Origin of the sequence: Mycobacterium sp. E183 (genome assembly GCF_001667735.1) — a bacterium.
Classification (GTDB): Bacteria; Actinomycetota; Actinomycetes; order Mycobacteriales; family Mycobacteriaceae; genus Mycobacterium.
In genome coordinates, this window is sequence record NZ_LZJN01000142.1 from 62,872 (window position 1) to 80,823 (window position 17,952).

At 69.6% G+C, this 17,952-nt stretch carries 17 protein-coding genes; 12 read left to right on the plus strand and 5 right to left on the minus strand.

The genetic code is table 11. The features are described from left to right. On the minus strand, positions 1-846 hold the full coding sequence (locus A5691_RS15915; protein ID WP_067750129.1) for an SDR family NAD(P)-dependent oxidoreductase: 846 nt from the start codon (positions 844-846) through the stop codon (positions 1-3). 182 nt (positions 847-1,028) lie between these two features. Between A5691_RS15915 and A5691_RS15920 the strand changes: the two genes are divergently transcribed. Continuing rightward, the gene (locus A5691_RS15920; protein ID WP_067750131.1) at positions 1,029-2,057 is read left to right on the plus strand and encodes an alpha/beta hydrolase; all 1,029 of its coding nucleotides are present in this window, start codon (positions 1,029-1,031) and stop codon (positions 2,055-2,057) included. A 353-nt stretch (positions 2,058-2,410) separates the two neighbouring features. Further along, positions 2,411-5,092, plus strand: coding sequence for an FHA domain-containing protein (locus A5691_RS15925; protein WP_197504930.1), 2,682 nt, complete (start codon positions 2,411-2,413; stop codon positions 5,090-5,092). 12 nt (positions 5,093-5,104) lie between these two features. Here the strand turns inward: A5691_RS15925 and A5691_RS28355 are convergent, their stop codons facing one another. The 3 genes from A5691_RS28355 to A5691_RS15935 all read right to left on the minus strand — a co-directional run bounded on the left by A5691_RS28355 (position 5,105) and on the right by A5691_RS15935 (position 6,969). Further along, a complete protein-coding gene (locus A5691_RS28355) occupies positions 5,105-5,269 on the minus strand; it encodes a hypothetical protein (RefSeq protein ID WP_197498995.1) in 165 nt (54 codons plus the stop codon). Positions 5,270-5,422: 153 nt separating this feature from the next. After that, the gene (locus tag A5691_RS15930; RefSeq protein WP_068016565.1) at positions 5,423-6,406 is read right to left on the minus strand and encodes a hypothetical protein; all 984 of its coding nucleotides are present in this window, start codon (positions 6,404-6,406) and stop codon (positions 5,423-5,425) included. A gap of 2 nt (positions 6,407-6,408) precedes the next feature. After that, on the minus strand, positions 6,409-6,969 hold the full coding sequence (locus A5691_RS15935) for a carboxymuconolactone decarboxylase family protein (RefSeq protein ID WP_231969382.1): 561 nt from the start codon (positions 6,967-6,969) through the stop codon (positions 6,409-6,411). Positions 6,970-7,083: 114 nt separating this feature from the next. Here A5691_RS15935 and A5691_RS15940 point away from each other — a divergent pair, with 114 nt between their 5' ends. The 10 genes from A5691_RS15940 (at position 7,084) to fadD1 (ending at position 17,087) form a co-directional block, all read left to right on the plus strand. Further along, positions 7,084-7,980 (plus strand): LysR family transcriptional regulator, encoded by an 897-nt coding sequence (locus A5691_RS15940; protein WP_068016567.1) that lies wholly within the window; start codon positions 7,084-7,086, stop codon positions 7,978-7,980. Positions 7,981-8,043: 63 nt separating this feature from the next. After that, positions 8,044-9,222 (plus strand): acyl-CoA dehydrogenase family protein, encoded by a 1,179-nt coding sequence (locus tag A5691_RS15945; protein WP_067750133.1) that lies wholly within the window; start codon positions 8,044-8,046, stop codon positions 9,220-9,222. Between the two features lie 3 nt (positions 9,223-9,225). Continuing rightward, a complete protein-coding gene (locus A5691_RS15950; protein ID WP_068016534.1) occupies positions 9,226-10,344 on the plus strand; it encodes an acyl-CoA dehydrogenase family protein in 1,119 nt (372 codons plus the stop codon). Further along, positions 10,341-10,841 (plus strand): MaoC family dehydratase N-terminal domain-containing protein, encoded by a 501-nt coding sequence (locus A5691_RS15955; RefSeq protein ID WP_067780998.1) that lies wholly within the window; start codon positions 10,341-10,343, stop codon positions 10,839-10,841. Before A5691_RS15950 ends, A5691_RS15955 begins: the two co-directional genes overlap by 4 nt. A gap of 52 nt (positions 10,842-10,893) precedes the next feature. Then, positions 10,894-11,292, plus strand: coding sequence for a MaoC/PaaZ C-terminal domain-containing protein (locus A5691_RS15960; RefSeq protein ID WP_067781024.1), 399 nt, complete (start codon positions 10,894-10,896; stop codon positions 11,290-11,292). After that, entirely contained in the window at positions 11,289-12,491 is a 1,203-nt protein-coding gene (locus tag A5691_RS15965) for a thiolase family protein (protein ID WP_067780995.1), read from the plus strand. The genes A5691_RS15960 and A5691_RS15965 overlap by 4 nt, the downstream gene beginning before the upstream one ends. Positions 12,492-12,493: 2 nt before the next feature. Further along, positions 12,494-12,895 carry a Zn-ribbon domain-containing OB-fold protein gene (locus A5691_RS15970; protein ID WP_067750141.1) on the plus strand — a complete coding sequence of 134 codons (402 nt, stop codon included), beginning with the start codon at positions 12,494-12,496 and terminating at the stop codon, positions 12,893-12,895. A 30-nt stretch (positions 12,896-12,925) separates the two neighbouring features. After that, positions 12,926-13,882, plus strand: a complete 957-nt coding sequence (locus A5691_RS15975; RefSeq protein ID WP_067780992.1) for an alpha/beta hydrolase — start codon at positions 12,926-12,928, stop codon at positions 13,880-13,882. Beyond that, a complete protein-coding gene (locus A5691_RS15980) occupies positions 13,879-15,471 on the plus strand; it encodes an NAD(P)/FAD-dependent oxidoreductase (RefSeq protein ID WP_067780989.1) in 1,593 nt (530 codons plus the stop codon). The genes A5691_RS15975 and A5691_RS15980 overlap by 4 nt, the downstream gene beginning before the upstream one ends. Next, the gene (gene fadD1 / locus A5691_RS15985; RefSeq protein WP_068016537.1) at positions 15,468-17,087 is read left to right on the plus strand and encodes a fatty-acid--CoA ligase FadD1; all 1,620 of its coding nucleotides are present in this window, start codon (positions 15,468-15,470) and stop codon (positions 17,085-17,087) included. The genes A5691_RS15980 and fadD1 overlap by 4 nt, the downstream gene beginning before the upstream one ends. A 1-nt stretch (position 17,088) precedes the next feature. Here the strand turns inward: fadD1 and A5691_RS15990 are convergent, their stop codons facing one another. Further along, on the minus strand, positions 17,089-17,946 hold the full coding sequence (locus A5691_RS15990; protein ID WP_067750150.1) for a DMT family transporter: 858 nt from the start codon (positions 17,944-17,946) through the stop codon (positions 17,089-17,091). Positions 17,947-17,952 lie beyond the last annotated feature (6 nt).

The following is a 17,952-nucleotide window of genomic DNA, read 5'->3' on the forward strand; positions in this document are numbered from 1 at the left end:
TCACGGCGCGATGGGCCGATTCGTCCATTCCCGGTCGGGCCGGCGCGACGAGCGGAACCACCCGCCCGCCGCGCCGGTACCGCCGTCGGTCGGAATGGTGTGGCCGGTGACGAATGCGGACAAATCCGAGGCCAGGAACAAGATCACGCGGGCCTGGTCCTCGGGCTCGCCCATCCGGCCGACCGGAACCCACTGGGGCCACTGGGCCTGTTCGTCGTGAGACAGCCACTGCGAGTAGGGCACCTGCAGGGATTCGGTGACGTCGGGCGCAATCGCGTTGACCCGCACCCCATGCCCGCCCACCTGAACCGCGAGGCTTCGGGTGAACTGAATGACCGCGGCCTTGAACGCGGCATAGACCGGATCCTCGGGGTAACCGCGCAGCCCCTCGACGGAGGACACGTTGACGATCGCGCCGGCCCGGCGGGCGACCATCGCGGGCAGGAACGCGTGGGTGACGAGGAAGACGTGGTGCAGGTTGATGCGGTACAGCTCGTCCCAGAGCTGGGGATCGGTGTCGGCGAAGTTCCCCGGATGGCGCAGCCAGTGACCGACGTTGTTCACCAGCGCGTCCACCCGGCCGTAGCGATCCAGCACCGATCGCGCCATGTCGTCGACCGCCGCAGCGTCGCGGACGTCCGTGACCACCGCCACCGCCGACCCACCCGCGGCGGCGATCTCGTCGACGGTCCGTGCCGCAAGCCCGCCGTCGATGTCGACGATGACCACGTGTGCGCCCTGGTGGGCGAACAGCCGCGCGGTCGCCGCACCGATGCCGCCGCCACCGCCTGTGACCACCGCGACGCGGTCGCCGAGCAGCGCGTCAGCGCGCGTTTCGTCCTTCATTGCTCATATCTTGGGCCACCGGGCGAAGCTGGTCGATGCCCGGGCCGGGAATCGCAGAATGTCGCTATATACCCACCGGACACGGGTGGTAAACCGTGATGTAGCCAACATTCGTGTCGCCTTCACCTGAAGTTATTCGCGCCCCAGGGCGGGTATTCGGTGCGCACTTAGGAGGGAGCGCAATGGTGAGCACCGATCCGCATCGCTTATTGCCAAGTGGCGCAATGAAGCGGCGAGTCCACCATCGCCATAGCCCGCAGTCGTTCGCGGTCGCGTTGGCCAGCAGGCTGATCGTGAAAACCACGGTGCGCGCGTGGGCTTTTACCCCCAACTTGCACTGGCCGTTCGAATACGTCGATGGCTTGGCGGGATTGCTGCCGCGGTTCGGCATCTCGGCGAAGATCGAACCGGTGCGGCTGGAAAACTGCGCGGCCGAGTGGGTTTGCGCGCCGGGTGCCTCGACTGATCGCGCGATTCTGTATCTGCACGGCGGCGCCTTCCTCACTTGCGGTCTCAACACCCACCGGTCGGTCGTCACGCGCCTTTCCAAGGCCGCGGACGCCGCAGTCCTCACGGTCGGGTATCGAAAGTTGCCCAACCATCAGATCACCGACGCGATCGAGGACGGCATGAGCGGCCTTCGCTGGCTGCAAGATCGCGGCTTCGACGGCGACCGGGTGGTCGTGGCAGGCGACTCCGCCGGGGGGTACCTGGCGTTCATGACCACGCTGCTGGCCATCAGCAGCGAGCTGATGCGGCCCGCCGGCATCGCCACGATCTCGCCGTTCACCGACGCTGATCCGGGCCGAAAGCTGAGGCACCGCAACGCGCGCCGGTGCTCGATGTTCACCCGCGGCGCGCTGTCGATGTTCGCGCAATACCTCAGCCAGGCGCAGCTGGTGGACGGGCGCGAGGAGTCCACCGTGGCCTCACCGGTGGACGCCGACCTGTCCGACTTGCCGCCGGTCACCATCCACGCCAGCTCAGACGAATTGCTGCTGCCCGACGCCGAACTCATGGCAAAGCGCTTGGAAGCCAGTGGGATTCCGTGCGACCTGCATCTGTGGGACGGGCAGATTCACGACTTCCCGCTGGCGGCCGACATCCTGCCCGAGGGCAGGCGGGCCATTGGACACATCGGAAATTTCATCAAGGAAGTCACCGCAGCGCCCCAGTCCTGGCGCCGCGACCTGCACGCGGTCGCTGGCTGACACGCTGCTGAAAGCGGCTGCGCCGCAATTCAAATGATGGACCGCCGGGCCACCTGTTCACCGTCGCCGGGATCGATCACAGTCGGTTCACGCTGTCACGGCCCGTCGGGCCGGGCCTGCTGTCGCGGTGGGCCACTCTCCGGATCGCCGCCCGGCGGAGCGTCTGTGGTGGCGAGCCGCGGTGCCACGCCGTCGGCGATCGAAACGTCGTCGGGGAAGCCATCGCCGCTCTCCGGCGTGAACGGCGGGTCGCCCGCCAGCCACCCGTCGAAAATCGGCGCTGCGCCGGGTGGCGCGGGTCCGGTAGAGATTCGGGGTCCCGATCCGCGCGGCTGCCGATACAGTTGGTCGTGATGAGCCGACCAACCCCACCCGTGTTGACGGTGCGGTACGAGGGAGCCGAGCGCACGTTCGCCGCGGGCAACGACGTAGCGATCGGGCGTGACCTTCGCGCCGACGTGCGCGTCGCGCATCCGCTGATCTCCCGCACCCATCTGATCGTCCGGTTCGACCAGGGCCGATGGGTCGCCGTCGACAACGGCAGCCTCAACGGGTTATTCGTCAACCATCAGCGTGTGCCCACGGTCGACATCCAGGACGGCCTACGCGTCAACATCGGCAATCCGGACGGCCCGGCCCTGACCTTCGAGGTGGGCCGCCACCAGGGGACGGCCGGCCGGCCGCCGCTGACGACGTCGATACCGATCGTCAACCCGGCCACCGCGGCGAGCCCGCCGGCCCCGCACGGCCAGCCCACCGGCGCATCATGGCCCGGCCAGCCCCAGCAGTCGCCGTCGGCCTCCTTCCGCCAGCCCACGCATCTGCCCAGCGGACCACAGCCCGTCCCCCCGAGCGGTCCCACGCCGATGCATCCGCCCAGCGGGTCGATGCCGAGTTACCCGTCGGGCCCGCAGCCGCGACACCCGACCGGTGGCCAACCGGCGGCCCCGCCCAGCGGCCCGCAACACGCCCCCCAGATCTACCGCACACCGCCGAATATGCCGCCCCCGCAAGCTGGCGGCCCGGAGACGAGCCGCGTCGCCGGTGACGCCTCGAACCTGGCGACGTCGATGATGAAGATCCTGCGGCCGGGCAAGGCCGCGCTGGAGTCGACGCCGGGCGCGATCAAGATCGGCCGGGCCAACGACAACGACATCGTCATCCCCGAGGTGCTGGCCTCGCGCCACCACGCCACCCTGATCCCGACGCCGCACGGCACCGAGATCCATGACAACCGCAGCATCAACGGCACCTTCGTCAACGGGGCGCGGGTCGATTCGGCCGTGCTGCACGACGGCGACGTCGTCACCATCGGCAACATCGACCTCGTCTTCGCCGGGGGCACGCTGGCCCGCCGCGACGAGAGCGCGACCGCGACCCGCACCGGCGGCCTGGACGTGCGCGGCGTGACCTGGACGATCGAGAACAACAAGACACTGCTGGACGACATCTCGCTGGGCGCGCAGCCGGGCACGCTGACGGCCGTGATCGGACCCTCGGGCGCGGGCAAGTCGACGTTCGCCCGCCTGGTGGCCGGGTACACGCACCCGACCAGGGGCACGGTGGCGTTCGAGGGCCACAACGTGCACGCCGAGTACGCCTCGCTGCGCAGCAGGATCGGCATGGTGCCGCAGGACGACGTGGTGCACGGGCAGCTGACCGTGCAGCAGGCGTTGATGTACGCCGCCGAACTGCGGCTGCCGCCGGACACCACCAAGGACGACCGGGCCCAGGTGGTCGCCCGGGTGCTCGAGGAACTCGAGATGACGCAGCACCTGCACACCCGGGTCGACAAGCTCTCGGGCGGCCAGCGTAAGCGCGCATCGGTCGCCCTGGAGCTGCTCACCGGGCCGTCGCTGCTGATCCTGGACGAGCCGACCTCGGGCCTGGACCCGGCGCTGGACCGCCAGGTGATGACGATGCTGCGCCAGCTCGCCGACGCCGGCCGCGTGGTGCTCGTGGTCACCCACTCGCTGACCTACCTGGACGTCTGCGACCAGGTCCTGCTGCTGGCGCCCGGCGGCAAGACCGCCTTCTGCGGACCGCCCAGCCAGATCGGCCCGGCCATGGGGACGACGAACTGGGCGGACATCTTCAGCACGGTCGCGGGCGATCCGGACGGGTCCAAGGCGCGCTACCTGGCGCGCACGGGCCCGCAGCCTCCGCCGCCGCCCGCCCAGCAGCCCGCCGACCTGGGCGATCCCTCGCACACGAGCCTGTTCCGGCAGTTCTCCACGATCGCCAGGCGGCAGGTCCGGCTGATCTTCTCCGACCGCGGCTACTTCGTCTTCCTGGCGGTGCTGCCGTTCATCATGGGATCGCTGTCCATGTCGGTGCCCGGCAACGTCGGCTTCGGAATCCCCAATCCCATGGGCGCCGCGCCCAACGAGCCCGGGCAAATCCTGGTGTTGCTCAACGTCGGCGCCGTGTTCATGGGCACGGCGCTGACCATCCGCGACCTCATCGGGGAACGCCCGATCTTCCTGCGCGAACAGGCGGTCGGCCTGTCCACCAGCGCCTACCTGCTGGCCAAGGTCTGCGTCTACACGGTTTTCGCGGTCATCCAGTCGGCGATCGTGACCATCATCGTGCTGCTCGGCAAGGGCGGTCCCACCCAGGGCGCGGTGGCCCTGGGCCGGCCGGGCCTCGAACTGTTCGTCGACGTCGCGCTGACGTGCGTGGCCTCCGCCATGCTCGGCCTCGCGCTGTCGGCCATCGCCAAGTCGAACGAACAGATCATGCCGCTGCTGGTGGTGGCGGTCATGTCGCAGCTGGTGTTCTCCGGCGGCATGATCCCCGTGACCGGACGGGTCGGGCTGGACCAGATGTCCTGGGCGACGCCGGCGCGCTGGGGCTTCGCGGCCTCGGCCTCCACCGCCGACCTACCCAAACTGGTTCCCGGTCCGCTCAGCCCCAAGGACTCGCACTGGCGTCACACGCCGGCAGCGTGGTGGTTCGACATCGCCATGCTGGTGGTGATCAGCATCTTCTACCTGAGCTTCGTCCGCTGGAAGATCCGGCTCAAGGGCGGCTGAGGCCGCCGCGGGTCAGGCGCCCCTGCGGATCACCTGGTCGGCGGCGGCGCGCATCCGGTCGGACAATTGCAGGAGCGCATGCTCGCCCACACCGAGCGGAAGCGTGTAGGCCAGTTGCCGCAATTCGACGGCATAGTTGCGCATGTCTTCGCGAAGGCGTGTCTCGACAGTGGGCATGACATCTCCCTCGGGCTGCGGCCGGGCAAGGGTCCTGGTCCTCGTCGACCAGCCGATTGCAAAATTTTCGCAGCCGTGCCGCCGAACTGCGAGAGCGCCGATGCGAATTAACGGGAGTTTGACAGCGTATTTACAGTCGGCGCGCCGGTGCGGTCAATCTTTCGCATGGCCCAGCTCCACCCGCAGGACCGCGGGAGGCCTGATGATGCCGTCCGGGCTGGCGGTGGTGCCGCCGTCCGTCGTCACGTAAGCGACGCGGCCGCGATCCCCGGGCCGGCGCCCCCAGACCGCGCTGGACGGGCCGACCAAAGTCTCGTCAAACGGTTCGCCGGCGATATGGCGCACCTCGCTGCCGTGCCGCGGCAAGAGCGGCACACGGTCGAGGGTGTTGGCCCGATGCCTTGTCACATAGGCGAATCCGGCGTCCTCGTCGATGCAGAAGTCGTCGGCATTGTCGATGGCGGCGACGAACTGCGCCGGGCCGGCCGGGTCGAGAGACGCTCGATCGACGGGAACCCGCATGAACACCTTCTGCGCAGTCGAGGTGTAGTACAGGTAACCGGTCTGCGGCCCGTAGCGCACGCCGTTGACCCCGGGCTGGGGTGGGGGAGGGACGCCGCTGTCTGGATCATCGGCCATCGTGTCATCCGCGAGCCAGACCCGGGCCGCGGCGCTTCGCGCATTCCCGGCCAGGTCGATCCGCCAGATCAGCCCCGCGAAACAGTCGGCGATCGCCAGAACGTTTGGTCCCAGGAGGCAGCTGCCGTTGAGGGCCCGGACACGGTCGTCGAAGGCGTATATCACCTCCGGTGTCAGCGGCGTCCCCGGCTTCCAGGACGTGAAATCGACTCGGGCCAAATATGACTCGTGAGTGGTGTAGCCCTCGGTGAGGTTGACTACGAAGACGTCGGGCGCAACCTCGACGATGCCGGTGATGTGGTGATCGAAGGTGTGCGCCAGTACGGGCGGGACCGCCGCATCGCAATTCGCCGGCGGCACCCACCACAGTTGCTTGTGCAAGACGTCGGTCACCAGCAGCGAGTTGTCGGCGCGGACCGCAAGGTTTTCGGGGAAATGCCATTCGGGAAAGAACGCGACGGGCGTCAGCACGACGGCGGGCAGGGGGGCCAGCGCCATATTCATTGCTCCAATCCGACGGCGTCGGCGGGAACATCGAAGGCAATCAACGTCATACACACCATCGTGAACCAGCCCAGCAGCACGGTGACGTCCACGATCCCCTCGTCGCCGAGAAGCGCCTCGGCCCGGCGGTAGAGCCCGAAGGGAATGGTGCGCCGGGCCGTCAGAGCGCAGGCAAGTTCGTACACCACTTGTTGGCGCGGGTCGTCGAACGACGTCGGCAGCCCGGCGATCAGCGCCTGAACACGAAGTGGGTGCAGATGGCCGACGCGCTCGCCGATGATTTCGTGTTCGTGGTTCGCGTAGGGGCTACCCCAGTGGCCGTTGGCGACATTGGTCGCGATCTCGATCTCCGCTTTGGTCAAGGTCGAGTCATTTTGGAAATACGCGCCGGTCGGCACGATCGTCCTGGATAGCGTCGGGTTGGCAAGCCAGATCTTGTGGGGACCGGGCACCATCCCGCGCAGAGAGCGGGTGAATTCGAAGGCTTTCCGCATATCGGCGGGCATGGCGGTCACCGGAGTTTCATTGAACCGGCCGAAGGTGCCGAAATCAGACACCGCATTCCTCCACGGGTTTGACTGGTCGCTGACACGTGCGTCTGCGACCAGTCAACGGCGGCGACGTGATTTCGTCCAATACTTTCCGGTGGCCTGGTTCATATGATGTGTCATATGGAACTTACCCACCGGCTGCTGGAGCAGTTCCTCGCCGTCGCGGACGAGGGGCACATCGGGCGTGCCGCCCAACGTCTTTCGATGACTCAACCCCCATTGACACAGGCGATTCAGCGCCTGGAGCGGGCCGTGGGAGTCAGGTTGTTCGACCGCACCGCTCGAGGGGTCGAATTGACCGCCGCGGGGCGGTCTTTTCGTGCGGACGCGGAGCGCCTCAGCGCCGCACAGCGCGCTGCCGTGCGGCGAGCCCAGCGAGTCGCGGCCGGCCTCCACGGCGACGTTGATCTCGGTTTCGTTGTCAGCCTCGCGTTCCGATTCCTGCCGAACTTGATGCGTGCCGGCGCCGGCGCGCTGCCCGACCTGACACTGCACCTCGCTCAGATGCGCACCATGGGTCTGCTCGACGCCGTTCGCTCCGGTGGCCTCGACCTGGGCTTCGCTCGCGGGCCCATTCAACATGCTGACGGGCTGCTCGTCACCGAGGTGGAGCGCGAGCAGGCGCTGGTGGTGTTGCCGAGACACCATCGGCTGGCTCACGAACCGTCGGTCAGGCTCGCCGACCTCCGCGATGAACCCCTCGTGGTTCCTTCCCAACGGTCGCTTCCCGCAATCTCGGCCCGGATTCACGCAGCACTTCGGGATGCCGGCGTCGAGCCGAGAATCGTCGCCGAGACGGACGAGCTCTCGGCGATGATGTCCTATCCCATCGCGGGACTGGCAGCCGCCGTCGTCCCCGAACAAGTCGCGGCCATGCGCCATCCCGGCGTGGTTTACGTGCCGCTGTCCGACCACCTTCCCGTGCTCATCACCAGCATCGTCGCCGTGTGCCGCCCGCACCCGGATCCTGCCGTCGCGCGGCTGCTCGACCTCGCCGCGAATTTGCGGTCTGGGTAACGCGTCCGGCGCGCCGATCACGCTTATAGACTCCGACTGCACATCGGCGGCAAAGGGGCCCGAATGGATTTCGAACTCGACGCCGGGCAGCGCGCATGGCTGGCCGAGGTCCGCGAATTCCTTCACGACAACGTCACCGCCGAGCTGCGCGCCGAGCTCGCCGAGCACGACCTGGAGTTCCCCGACGGAGAGGTCGCCGGGTTCCGTCGCAAGATCGGAGCCAAGGGCTGGTTCGGAGTGAACTGGCCGCGTGAATACGGCGGTCTCGGCCTCGGCGCCATCCACCTGCATCTGCTGATGAGCGAATTCGAGTACTGGGGCGTGCCGGGGCCCGACCTGACGGTCACATCCGTGGCGCCGATGATCATGCGGCACGGTACCGAACAGAACAAGTCCGAATGGCTGCCGCTGATCGCCAAGGGCGAAATGATCTGCGCCGTGGGGTATTCCGAGCCCGACGCCGGCACCGACCTGGCCAGCCTGCGCACCAGTGCGGTCCGCGACGGCGACGATTGGGTGATCAACGGCACGAAGATCTGGAACAGCGGCGCACAGCGCGCGACCCACGAGTGGCTCTGCGTCCGCACCGATCCCAACGGTGTTCGCCACCGCGGCATCTCGGTCGTCATCGTGCCGATCGACAGTCCCGGCGTGGCGATCCGCCCGCTGTACGCGTGGTCGGGTTATCGCACCAACGAGGTCCACTTCCGCGACGTGCGCGTGCCGGTCACCAACCTGGTGGGCGAGGTCAACCGCGGCTGGACATACATCACGGGGGCGCTCGACCTCGAACGCGGCGCGCTGACCAACGCGGGCGACCTGCGTCGCGCCGTCGAGGAGCTGCGTGAGCTCGCGCGGGCACCACGCCGGGACGGCTCGGTGCCCTGCGACAGCCCGGCGCTGCGGCGCCGCCTGGCACAAGCGGAGGCCGACGTCGCGGTGGCCACCCTGATGGGCTACGAGGCCGCGTCCATCCTCGACAGCGGCGTGATCCCGTCGGTGGAGGTCAGCGTCGAGAAGGTTTTCACCAGCGAACTGCGCCAGCGCATCGCGGTGCTCGCGCTCGACGTGCTCGGCCCGGACGGTCTACTGGCGCACCGCAGCGAGCGGGCGCCGCTGGCCGGCAAGTTCGAGCGGCTGTACCGGGCCGCGCCGCTGATGCGTTTCGGCGGCGGCACCAACGAGGTGCTCCGCGACATCATCGCCCAGCGCGGGCACAAGATGCCCAGCTACGGGCGCTGACGGATGAGAGCGATACCCACCGCCGAGCAACGCGAGTTCGCCGCGTCGCTGCGCGCCCTGCTGGCCGCCGAGAGCCCGATCCCGTTGGTGCGCGCGCTGACCGAACCGGACGCGGACCGCCGCACCCCGGGGCTGTGGCAGGCGTTGACGGGCGCCGGTGTTCTCGGGCTGGCCATCGCGGAGGAGTACGGCGGCTCCGGCGGCTCATTGGACGATCTCGCGGTTTTCTACGTCGAGGCCGGGCGCGCCCTGTGCCCGACGACGATCCACAGCAGCATCCAATCCGCGCTCGCGATCGACCAGCTCGGCTCGCCGGACGCCAAGGCCGCCTGGCTGCCCGCACTGGCACGCGGCACGACCCGCGGCACGACGGCCCTGTGGAGCTCCCGCGACGCCGCCGTGGTGCCGGCGGCGATCCGCGCCGACCAAGTGTCGGGACAATGGCGGCTGAACGGCACCGCGGACTACGTCGCCGACGCCGACGTCGCCGACGTCGTCGTGACTTCGGCTGCGGCGCAAGGTCGCACGCTGGCCTTCGTCGTGCGCGCCGCGACGCCCGGTGTGACCGTGGAACCGCTTGCGGTGGCGGGCGGGCATCGGGCGTTCACCCTGCGCTTCGACGACGTCGCGCTCACCTGCGACGCGCTGATCGGTGACGTCACCGAGCCGGCACTGCGCCGCGTGGCGAACACGGCGGTGGCGTTGGGATCGCTCGACCTGGTGGGCGTCGGGCAGGCCGTCATCGACCGCACCGTCGACTACACCAAGCTGCGCCACCAATTCGGCCGGCCCATAGCGTCTTTCCAGGCTGCTCAGCACCTGGTTGCCGACATGCACATCGCGCTGGCGGCGGCCCGGTTGGCCGCGCACGCGGCGGTGTTCTGGATCGGGCGCGGCCGAGTGGCGACCCGCGAGACCGCGATCGCGCGCCTGCACGCCGCGACCGCGGCGAGGCTGATCACGTTGGACGCCCACCAATTGCACGGCGGCATGGGCTATGTCACCGAGACCGATCTGCACCTGTGGACCGAGCGGGCCCGTGTGGGCTCCACGTGGGGTGGCGGGCCGGACGTCGCCGCATCGTGGCTGGAGGAGACGTTGGACTCGGAGGAGGGCCGGTGAGCGAGGACAGCTTGATCGACGCCGAATCGGCCGCGCGCGTGGGCACCGTCGCCGCGTCCGCGACGGGCGAGGTGAACCGGCGCGACTGGCAACGCTGGGCGGCGGCGGTCGGCGACCATAACCCGTTGTGGTTCGACGCGGATTACGCGAGGGCGCACGGCTTTCGCGACGTCGTCTGCCCCCCGCTCTTCCTGCAGTACGCCGTGCTGGGAGTCACCCACCTCGAGGCCCTGCGGCCCGACGGTTCGTCCGGCGCTGTCTCCGGCAGCCTCGCGTTTCCCCGCGCGCCCAAGCGGATGGCGGGCGGCGAAAGCTTCACTTTCCACCTGCCGGCCTATCACCGCGACAATGTCGAAATGGTACGCACCATCTCGTCGATCGTCGAAAAGCAGGGCCGCTCCGGCAGATTCGTTCTGGTCACCTGGAACACGGTGTACCGCAACCAGCATCAAGACCTGCTCGCCGAGGCGTCCACATCGATGATCGCCCGTCCCTAGGAGCGTCGTGACCGACCAAGTGTTTTACGAGGACGTCCAGGTGGGCGACCGGATGCCCGACCTCACCGTGACCGTCGACGAAACGCAGCTGTTCTTCTTCAGTGCCGCCACCTACAACGGCCACCGCATCCACTACGACAAGGACTGGGCGCGCACGGTCGAAGGCTACGACGACGTGCTGGTCCATGGTCCGCTGCAGGCCGCGCTGCTCGGCCGGGCCATCGGGGACTGGATCGGCGGCCGCGGGCGCCTGATGTCCTTCTCCGTCCAGAACCGGGCGGTCGCCCATCCCGGCCAGCCCCTGAGCTTCGGCGGCACCGTCACCGGCAAACGCCTCTCCGGGGCGGGCGCCGGGCTGGTTGACCTCGACATCGCCGGCCGCCGCGGCGAGACCGTGCTGATGCCCGGATCGGCGACGGTCGAGCTGCCCCGACGCGGAACGCCGTCGTGACCGGCCTGCGCGGCGAGGCGGCGATCGTCGGCATCGCCGAGCTGCCGGCGGAACGGAAACCAACCCGCCCGCCGATGTTCACCCTCGACCAGTACGCGCTGCTGGCCAAGCTGGTGATCGAGGACGCGGGCATCGACGCCGCCTGCGTCAACGGCCTGCTGACCCACGGCGTCGCCGAGTCGACGATGTTCGCACCCGCCACACTGTGCGAATACCTGGGCCTGGCATTGGATTTCGGCGAGCGCGTCGACCTCGGCGGGGCCACCGCCGCGGGCATGATCTGGCGGGCCGCGGTCGCCGTGGAACTCGGCATCTGCGACGCGGTGCTGGCCGTGGTTCCCGGTTCGGCGTCGCAGCCGCAGTCCGAGAAACGCCCGCCCCCGACACCGAGTTGGTATGGGGCGTCCTCGAACAACTACGGGTCGCCGCAGGCGGAATTCGAGATCCCGTACGGCAACGTCGGCCAGAACGCGCCCTACGCGCAGATCGCCCAGCGCTACGCGGCCGAGTTCGGCTACGACCCCGCGGCGGTCGCCAAAATCGCCGTCGATCAACGCGCCAACGCGTGCGCCCACCCCGGCGCGGTCTTCCACGGCACCCCGATCACGGCGGACGACGTCCTCGCCAGCCCGATGATCGCCGACCCCATCCACATGCTGGAGACCGTGATGCGGGTGCACGGGGGAGCGGGTGTCCTGATCGCCAACGCCGACCTCGCCCGGCGCGGCCGCCACCGCCCGGTGTGGATCAAGGGATTCGGCGAACACATCGCCTTCAAGACCCCCACCTACGCCGAGGATCTGCTGCACACCCCGATCGCCCGCGCCGCCGACCGGGCGTTCGCGATGGCCGGCCTGACCCGCTCCGAGGTGGACATGGCGTCGATCTACGACTGCTACACCATCACCGTGCTGATGAGCCTCGAGGACGCCGGCTTCTGTGACAAGGGCCGCGGAATGTCCTGGATCGCCGGCCACGACCTGACCTACCGCGGTGACTTTCCGCTCAACACCGCCGGGGGGCAACTGTCCTTCGGGCAGGCCGGGATGGCCGGCGGCATGCACCATGTCGTCGACGGCGCGCGGCAGATCATGGGCCGGGCCGGTGAGGCGCAGGTGCCCGATTGCCATACCGCCTTCGTCACCGGCAACGGCGGCATCATGAGCGAGCAGGTCGCGCTGCTGATGCGGGGGGACTGACCGTGGACATCCCCGTACCCGAGCCGACACCGGTGTCGCGGCCCTTCTGGGACGGACTGACCCGGCATCGCATCTTGGTGCAGTATTCGCCCTCGCTCGGGCGCTACGTGTTCTATCCGCGCACGCTCACCCCGGGAACGTTGGCCGACGACCTGGAATGGCGCGAAATCGACGGCGCCGGAACGCTGTACACGTTCACGATCGCCCGGCGGCCGACCGGGCCGCCCTGGGCGGACGCGGTTCCGCAGCTGCCCGCGGTCGTGCAGTGGGACGCCGGACCGAAGTTCAGCACCGAGTTGGTCGACGTCGAACCCGGTGACGTCCATATCGGCATGCGGGTCGAGCCGGTGTTCTACGATCTGCCCGAAGACGGAATCACCCTGTTGAAGTACCGGCCGGCATGAGCGGCCCACCGATGCGCGCGGAGGCGTCACATGGACGACCCTTTTGATGTCGTCCCGGCGATGCTGCGCGAGTTGAACGCCGGATTCCCGCCCGTCGAGACGCTGACCGCCGAGCAGGCCCGCATCTCCGTCGCCCAGCGGCGCCAGCCCGTCAACAACATCGACGACGTCCGCTGCACCGAGGACCGGTCGATCCCGGGGCCCGCCGGCGACATCCCCGTGCGGATCTATCACCCGCACGGCGACGCCCGGGACAACCGGGCCGCGATCGTGTTCTACCACGGCGGCGGATTCGTCCTGTGCGACATCGAATCCCACGACGGTTTCTGCCGCGCCCTGGCCCGCGGCACCCAGGCCGTCGTCGTCTCGGTGGGCTACCGCCTCGCGCCCGAGCACCCGGCCCCCGCGGCCGCGCTGGACGCCTTCGCGGCGTTCCGCTGGGTCGTCGACCACGCGCCCGATCTCGGCATCGACCCGGCGCGGACCGCGGTCGCCGGTGACAGCGCGGGCGGCAACCTCGCGGCCGTCACCGCGGTCCTGTGCCGGGACAGGGGGATCGCGGGGCCGGCCGCGCAAGCCCTGCTATATCCGGTCATCGACCCGTCTTTCGACACCGAGAGCTACCTGCGCTGCGCCACCGGCTACTTCCTGACCTCCGCCGCCATGCGGTGGTATTGGAGCCAATATCTCTGCGGCGAAACGCTTTTGGATCCGCCCGACCTGGTAGCCCCGGCGCGTGCGGGCTCCCACGCCGGTCTGCCGCCCGCGGTGATCGTCACCGCCGGTCTCGATCCCCTGCACAGCGAGGGCTGCGACTACGCGCGTCGATTGCGCGGCGCGGGGGTGCGCGTGGTGCACCGCGATTTCCCGGACCTGTTCCATGGTTTCCTGACCATTCCGTCCTTCCCGCCCGCGGCGTCGGCCCGCGACCTGGTCTATGGCGACCTGCGGGCCCTCCTGCAGCCCACCCTTTGTGAGTCGGCATGACCGAAGCCGACGTGATCGTGATCGGCGCGGGCTTCGCCGGGCTGTACGCCGTGCACCGGGCCGCGTCGGCGGGGCTCTCGGTGCTCGGCCTCGAGGCCGCCCCGGACGTCGGCGGCACCTGGTACTGGAACCGGTACCCGGGCGCCCGCTGTGACGTCGAAAGTGTCGACTACTCCTACTCTTTCGATGAGGAGTTGCAGCGGAGCTGGACGTGGAGCGAACGCTTCGCCGCCCAACCGGAGATCCTCGGCTACCTGCGCCACGTCGCGGACCGGTTCGGCTTGCGCCGCCACTACCGATTCGAGGTCGATGTCGTCGGCGCCGCGTTCGAGCAAGGGCGATGGCGGGTCCGCACCAGAGACGGCCGGACCCACGCCGCGCAATTCCTGATCTGCGCGACGGGTTGCCTTTCGGCTGTCAACCGCCCCGACATCCCCGGCATCGACGACTTCGCGGGCGAGGTGTACTTCACCGCCGCGTGGCCGCGCGACGACCCGGACCTGCGCGGCAAGCGGGTCGGTCTGATCGGCACGGGATCCTCAGGCATTCAAGCGGTTCCGATCGTTGCGGCACAGGCCGACCGCCTGGTGGTGTTCCAGCGATCGGCAAACTACAGCATCCCGATGCCCAACCGCCCCTGGACGCCGGAGGAGCAGCGCCGGATCCGCGAGGAATATCCCGAGCGCCGCCGCGCCTCGGCGTACGCGGCCGCGGGCACGCCCCACGGCACGTACCACAAGAAGGCGGTGGACACCGAACCGCGGGAACGCACCGAGGCGCTGTGGCGGCGCTGGCGCGAGGGCGGCGTGCTGTTCGCGAAGACCTTCCCCGACCAGAACTCCGACCTCGCGGCCAACGACATCGCCCGTGAGTTCGCCGAACAGCGCATCCGTGAGATCGTCGCCGACCCCACCGTGGCCGCCGATCTGATCCCGGTCGACCATCCGATCGGGACGAAGCGCATCTGCACCGACGGCGGCTACTACGAGACGTTCAACCGCGACAACGTCCGGCTGGTGAACCTGCGCCGCGAGCCCATCGACACGATCACCACCGGCGGGGTGCGCACCAGCGCGGCCACCTACCCGTGCGACGTGTTGATCTTCGCGACCGGCTTCGACGCGCTGACCGGCGCGCTGACCCGCATCGACCCCGAGGGCCCGGGCGGAGTGCGGCTGAGCGACGTGTGGGCCGACGGGCCGCTGACGTTCCTCGGCCTGATGGTGCCCGGGCTGCCGAACATGTTCACCATCAGCGGGCCGGGCAGCCCGTCGGTGCTGGCCAATATGGTCCTGCACGCCGAGGTTCAGGTCGACTGGGTCATCGAACTCGTGCTCGCCGCCCGCCGCCTCGGGGTGACGGACGTGGAGCCGCGCCGCGACGCCGCCGAGGCCTGGACGGACCACGTCGCGAAGGCGGCCGAGCAGACGCTCTTCCCGAAGGCGACCTCGTCGTGGTACCTGGGCGCCAACATCGAGGGCAAGAAACGGGTTTTCATGCCCTACGCCGGCGGGTTCGGCGCCTATCGGCGCCACTGCGACGAAGTGGCACGCCGGCGCTACGCGGGGCTGGTGCTGACCACCCGATGATCGAGACGGTTCAGCAGCTGCTGCGGCAGCGTCGCGACGACGACGGCCCGGCCGTTGCCTGCGGCGAGCGGGTCTGGACCTGGGGCGAACACCTCGCGGAGGCCGAAGCGGAGGCCGCCGCGCTGATCGCCCTGGCCGAGCCGACCCGCCCACTCCACGTCGGGGCCCTGCTGCCCAACTCCCCGGCGATGCTGCGCGCCATGGCCGCGGCCGCGCTGGGCGGCTACGTGCTGTGCGGGATCAACACGACGCGGCGCGGGGCCGGACTGCTGGCCGACATCCGGCGATCCGACTGCCAGCTGCTGCTCGTCGACCCCGAACACCGGGGCCTGCTGGACGGCTTGGACCTCAACGGGATCCAGGTGCTCGACGTCACCGGCGGGCGCTACGCCGAACTGGTGGCCGCCGCGGGGCCCCTGGTTCCGCACCGCGAGGTCACCGGCGGCGACACGTTGATGATGATCTTCACCTCCGGGACGAGTGGCGACCCGAAGGTCGTGCGCCTCGCGCATGCGATGACGATCATGTGCGGCGCCAGCCTGGTCTTCCAGTACGACGTCACCGCCGACGATGTCTGTTACCTGTCGATGCCGCTGTTCCACTCGAACGGTGTCGCAGCCGGATGGGCGGTCGCCATCGGTGCCGGCGCCACCATGGTCCCGGCCCGGTTCTCGCCATCGGGTTTCCTGGACGACGTGCGCCGCTATCGCGTCACCTACGTCAACTACGTGGGCAAGCCCCTCGCCTTGATCCTGTCCACCCCCGAACGTCCCGACGACGCGGAGAACCCGCTGCGGGTGGCGTTCGGCAACGAGGCCACCGACCGCGACATCGCCGAATTCGCAAGGCGTTTCGACTGCCGCGTGGTCGACAGCTTCGGGTCGAGCGAGTTCGCGGTGATCGTCGTCCGCGAGGACGGAACCCCGCCGGGGTCGATCGGCAGACCGTATCCCGGGGTCGCCGTCTACAACCCGGCAACGCTGCAGGAGTGCGCCGTCGCGGAATTCGACGAACACGGGGCGCTGACCAACTTCGACGCCGCGGTCGGTGAGCTCGTCAACACCACCGGGGCGGGCCCGTTCGTGGGCTACTACAACGACCCGGCCGCGACGGCCGAGCGCATGCGGCACGGGATGTACTGGTCCGGCGATCTGGCCTACCGGGACGCCGACGGCTGGATCTACCTGGCCGGCCGGACGGCGGACTGGATGCGGGTGGATGGTGAGAACCTGGCGGCCGGCCCGATCGAGCGGATCCTGGAGCGGCTGCCCGGGGTCAGCCAGGTCGCGGTGTACGCGGTGCCCGACGACCGGGTCGGTGACCAGGTAATGGCCGCCCTGGTCCTGCGCGACGGGGCGCAGCTGGGGCCCGGCGAGTTCGCGGCTTTCCTTGCCGCGCAACCGGACCTGTCGCCCAAGGCCTGGCCGCGCTACGTGCGCATCAACGCCGGCCTGCCGACGACGGCGACCAATAAGATCGTCAAGCGCGCGCTGATGGCCGCGGGCATCAGCGCGGAGGGCTGCGTGCTGTGGACGCGCCCGGCGCGCGGCACGGCCTACAGTCCCGCGGCGGGGAATCCCATCGGCCACGAGGCGACCACCGCCGCGACGCCCTGAGTCAGGTGACCGATTCAGCCTGCGGTTGCGGCGCTTCGCCGAAGCGCGCCAGCACGAGCGTGGCGGACACGGCCACCACGAAGCCCGCGACGACCAGCCAGCCCAGGCCGTCGCGGGCGCTGTCGCCCAGCCACACCACGCCGACGAACGCGGGTGCGATGGTCTCACCGACGACCATCCCGGCGACGGCCGTGGTCACCGATCCGCGGTGCAGCGCAGAGGTCAGCAGCAAGAAACCGGCCGCCCCGCCCGCGGCCGCCGCGTACAGCGCCGGATTGGTGTAGAAGGCGCGGTGGGTCGGGTTGATCACCTCGATCAGCCGCACGCCCACCTCGATGACCCCGAAGCCGGTTCCGGCCGCCAGGCCGAGCGCGAGCGCGCGCGGCCGGTCCGGTAGCCGGCCCGCCACCGCGCCGGCGAGGAATATCGCGGCGACCACGCCCAGCAATGCCCAGCCGAGCCCCGCCGGGGCGCGCCGGAAGTGCCCTGGCCCGGCCGCAAGGGCGAGCACGACGAGGCTCACGCACACCACGGCCACCGCCGTCCACTCGGCGCGCGACAGCCGCGCCGACAACAGCCACGCGGACGCGATGCCGGTGACCGCGATCGAGGCCGCCAACGCCGCGGCGACCACATAAATCGGCACCAGGCGCAACGCCGCCACTTGGAGGAGGAAGCCGACGCCGTCGAGGCCGACGCCGACGATGTACCGCCATTGCCGGGCGGCGCGCATCAGGAGCACGGTGTCGACACCCGAGCCGCTGCCGGCTTCCACCGACCGGGTCGCCGCCGCCTGCAGCACCGACGCCGTGCCGTAGCAGACCGAGCAGCCCAGCGCGAGGAGGAAGCCGATCAGCACACAACG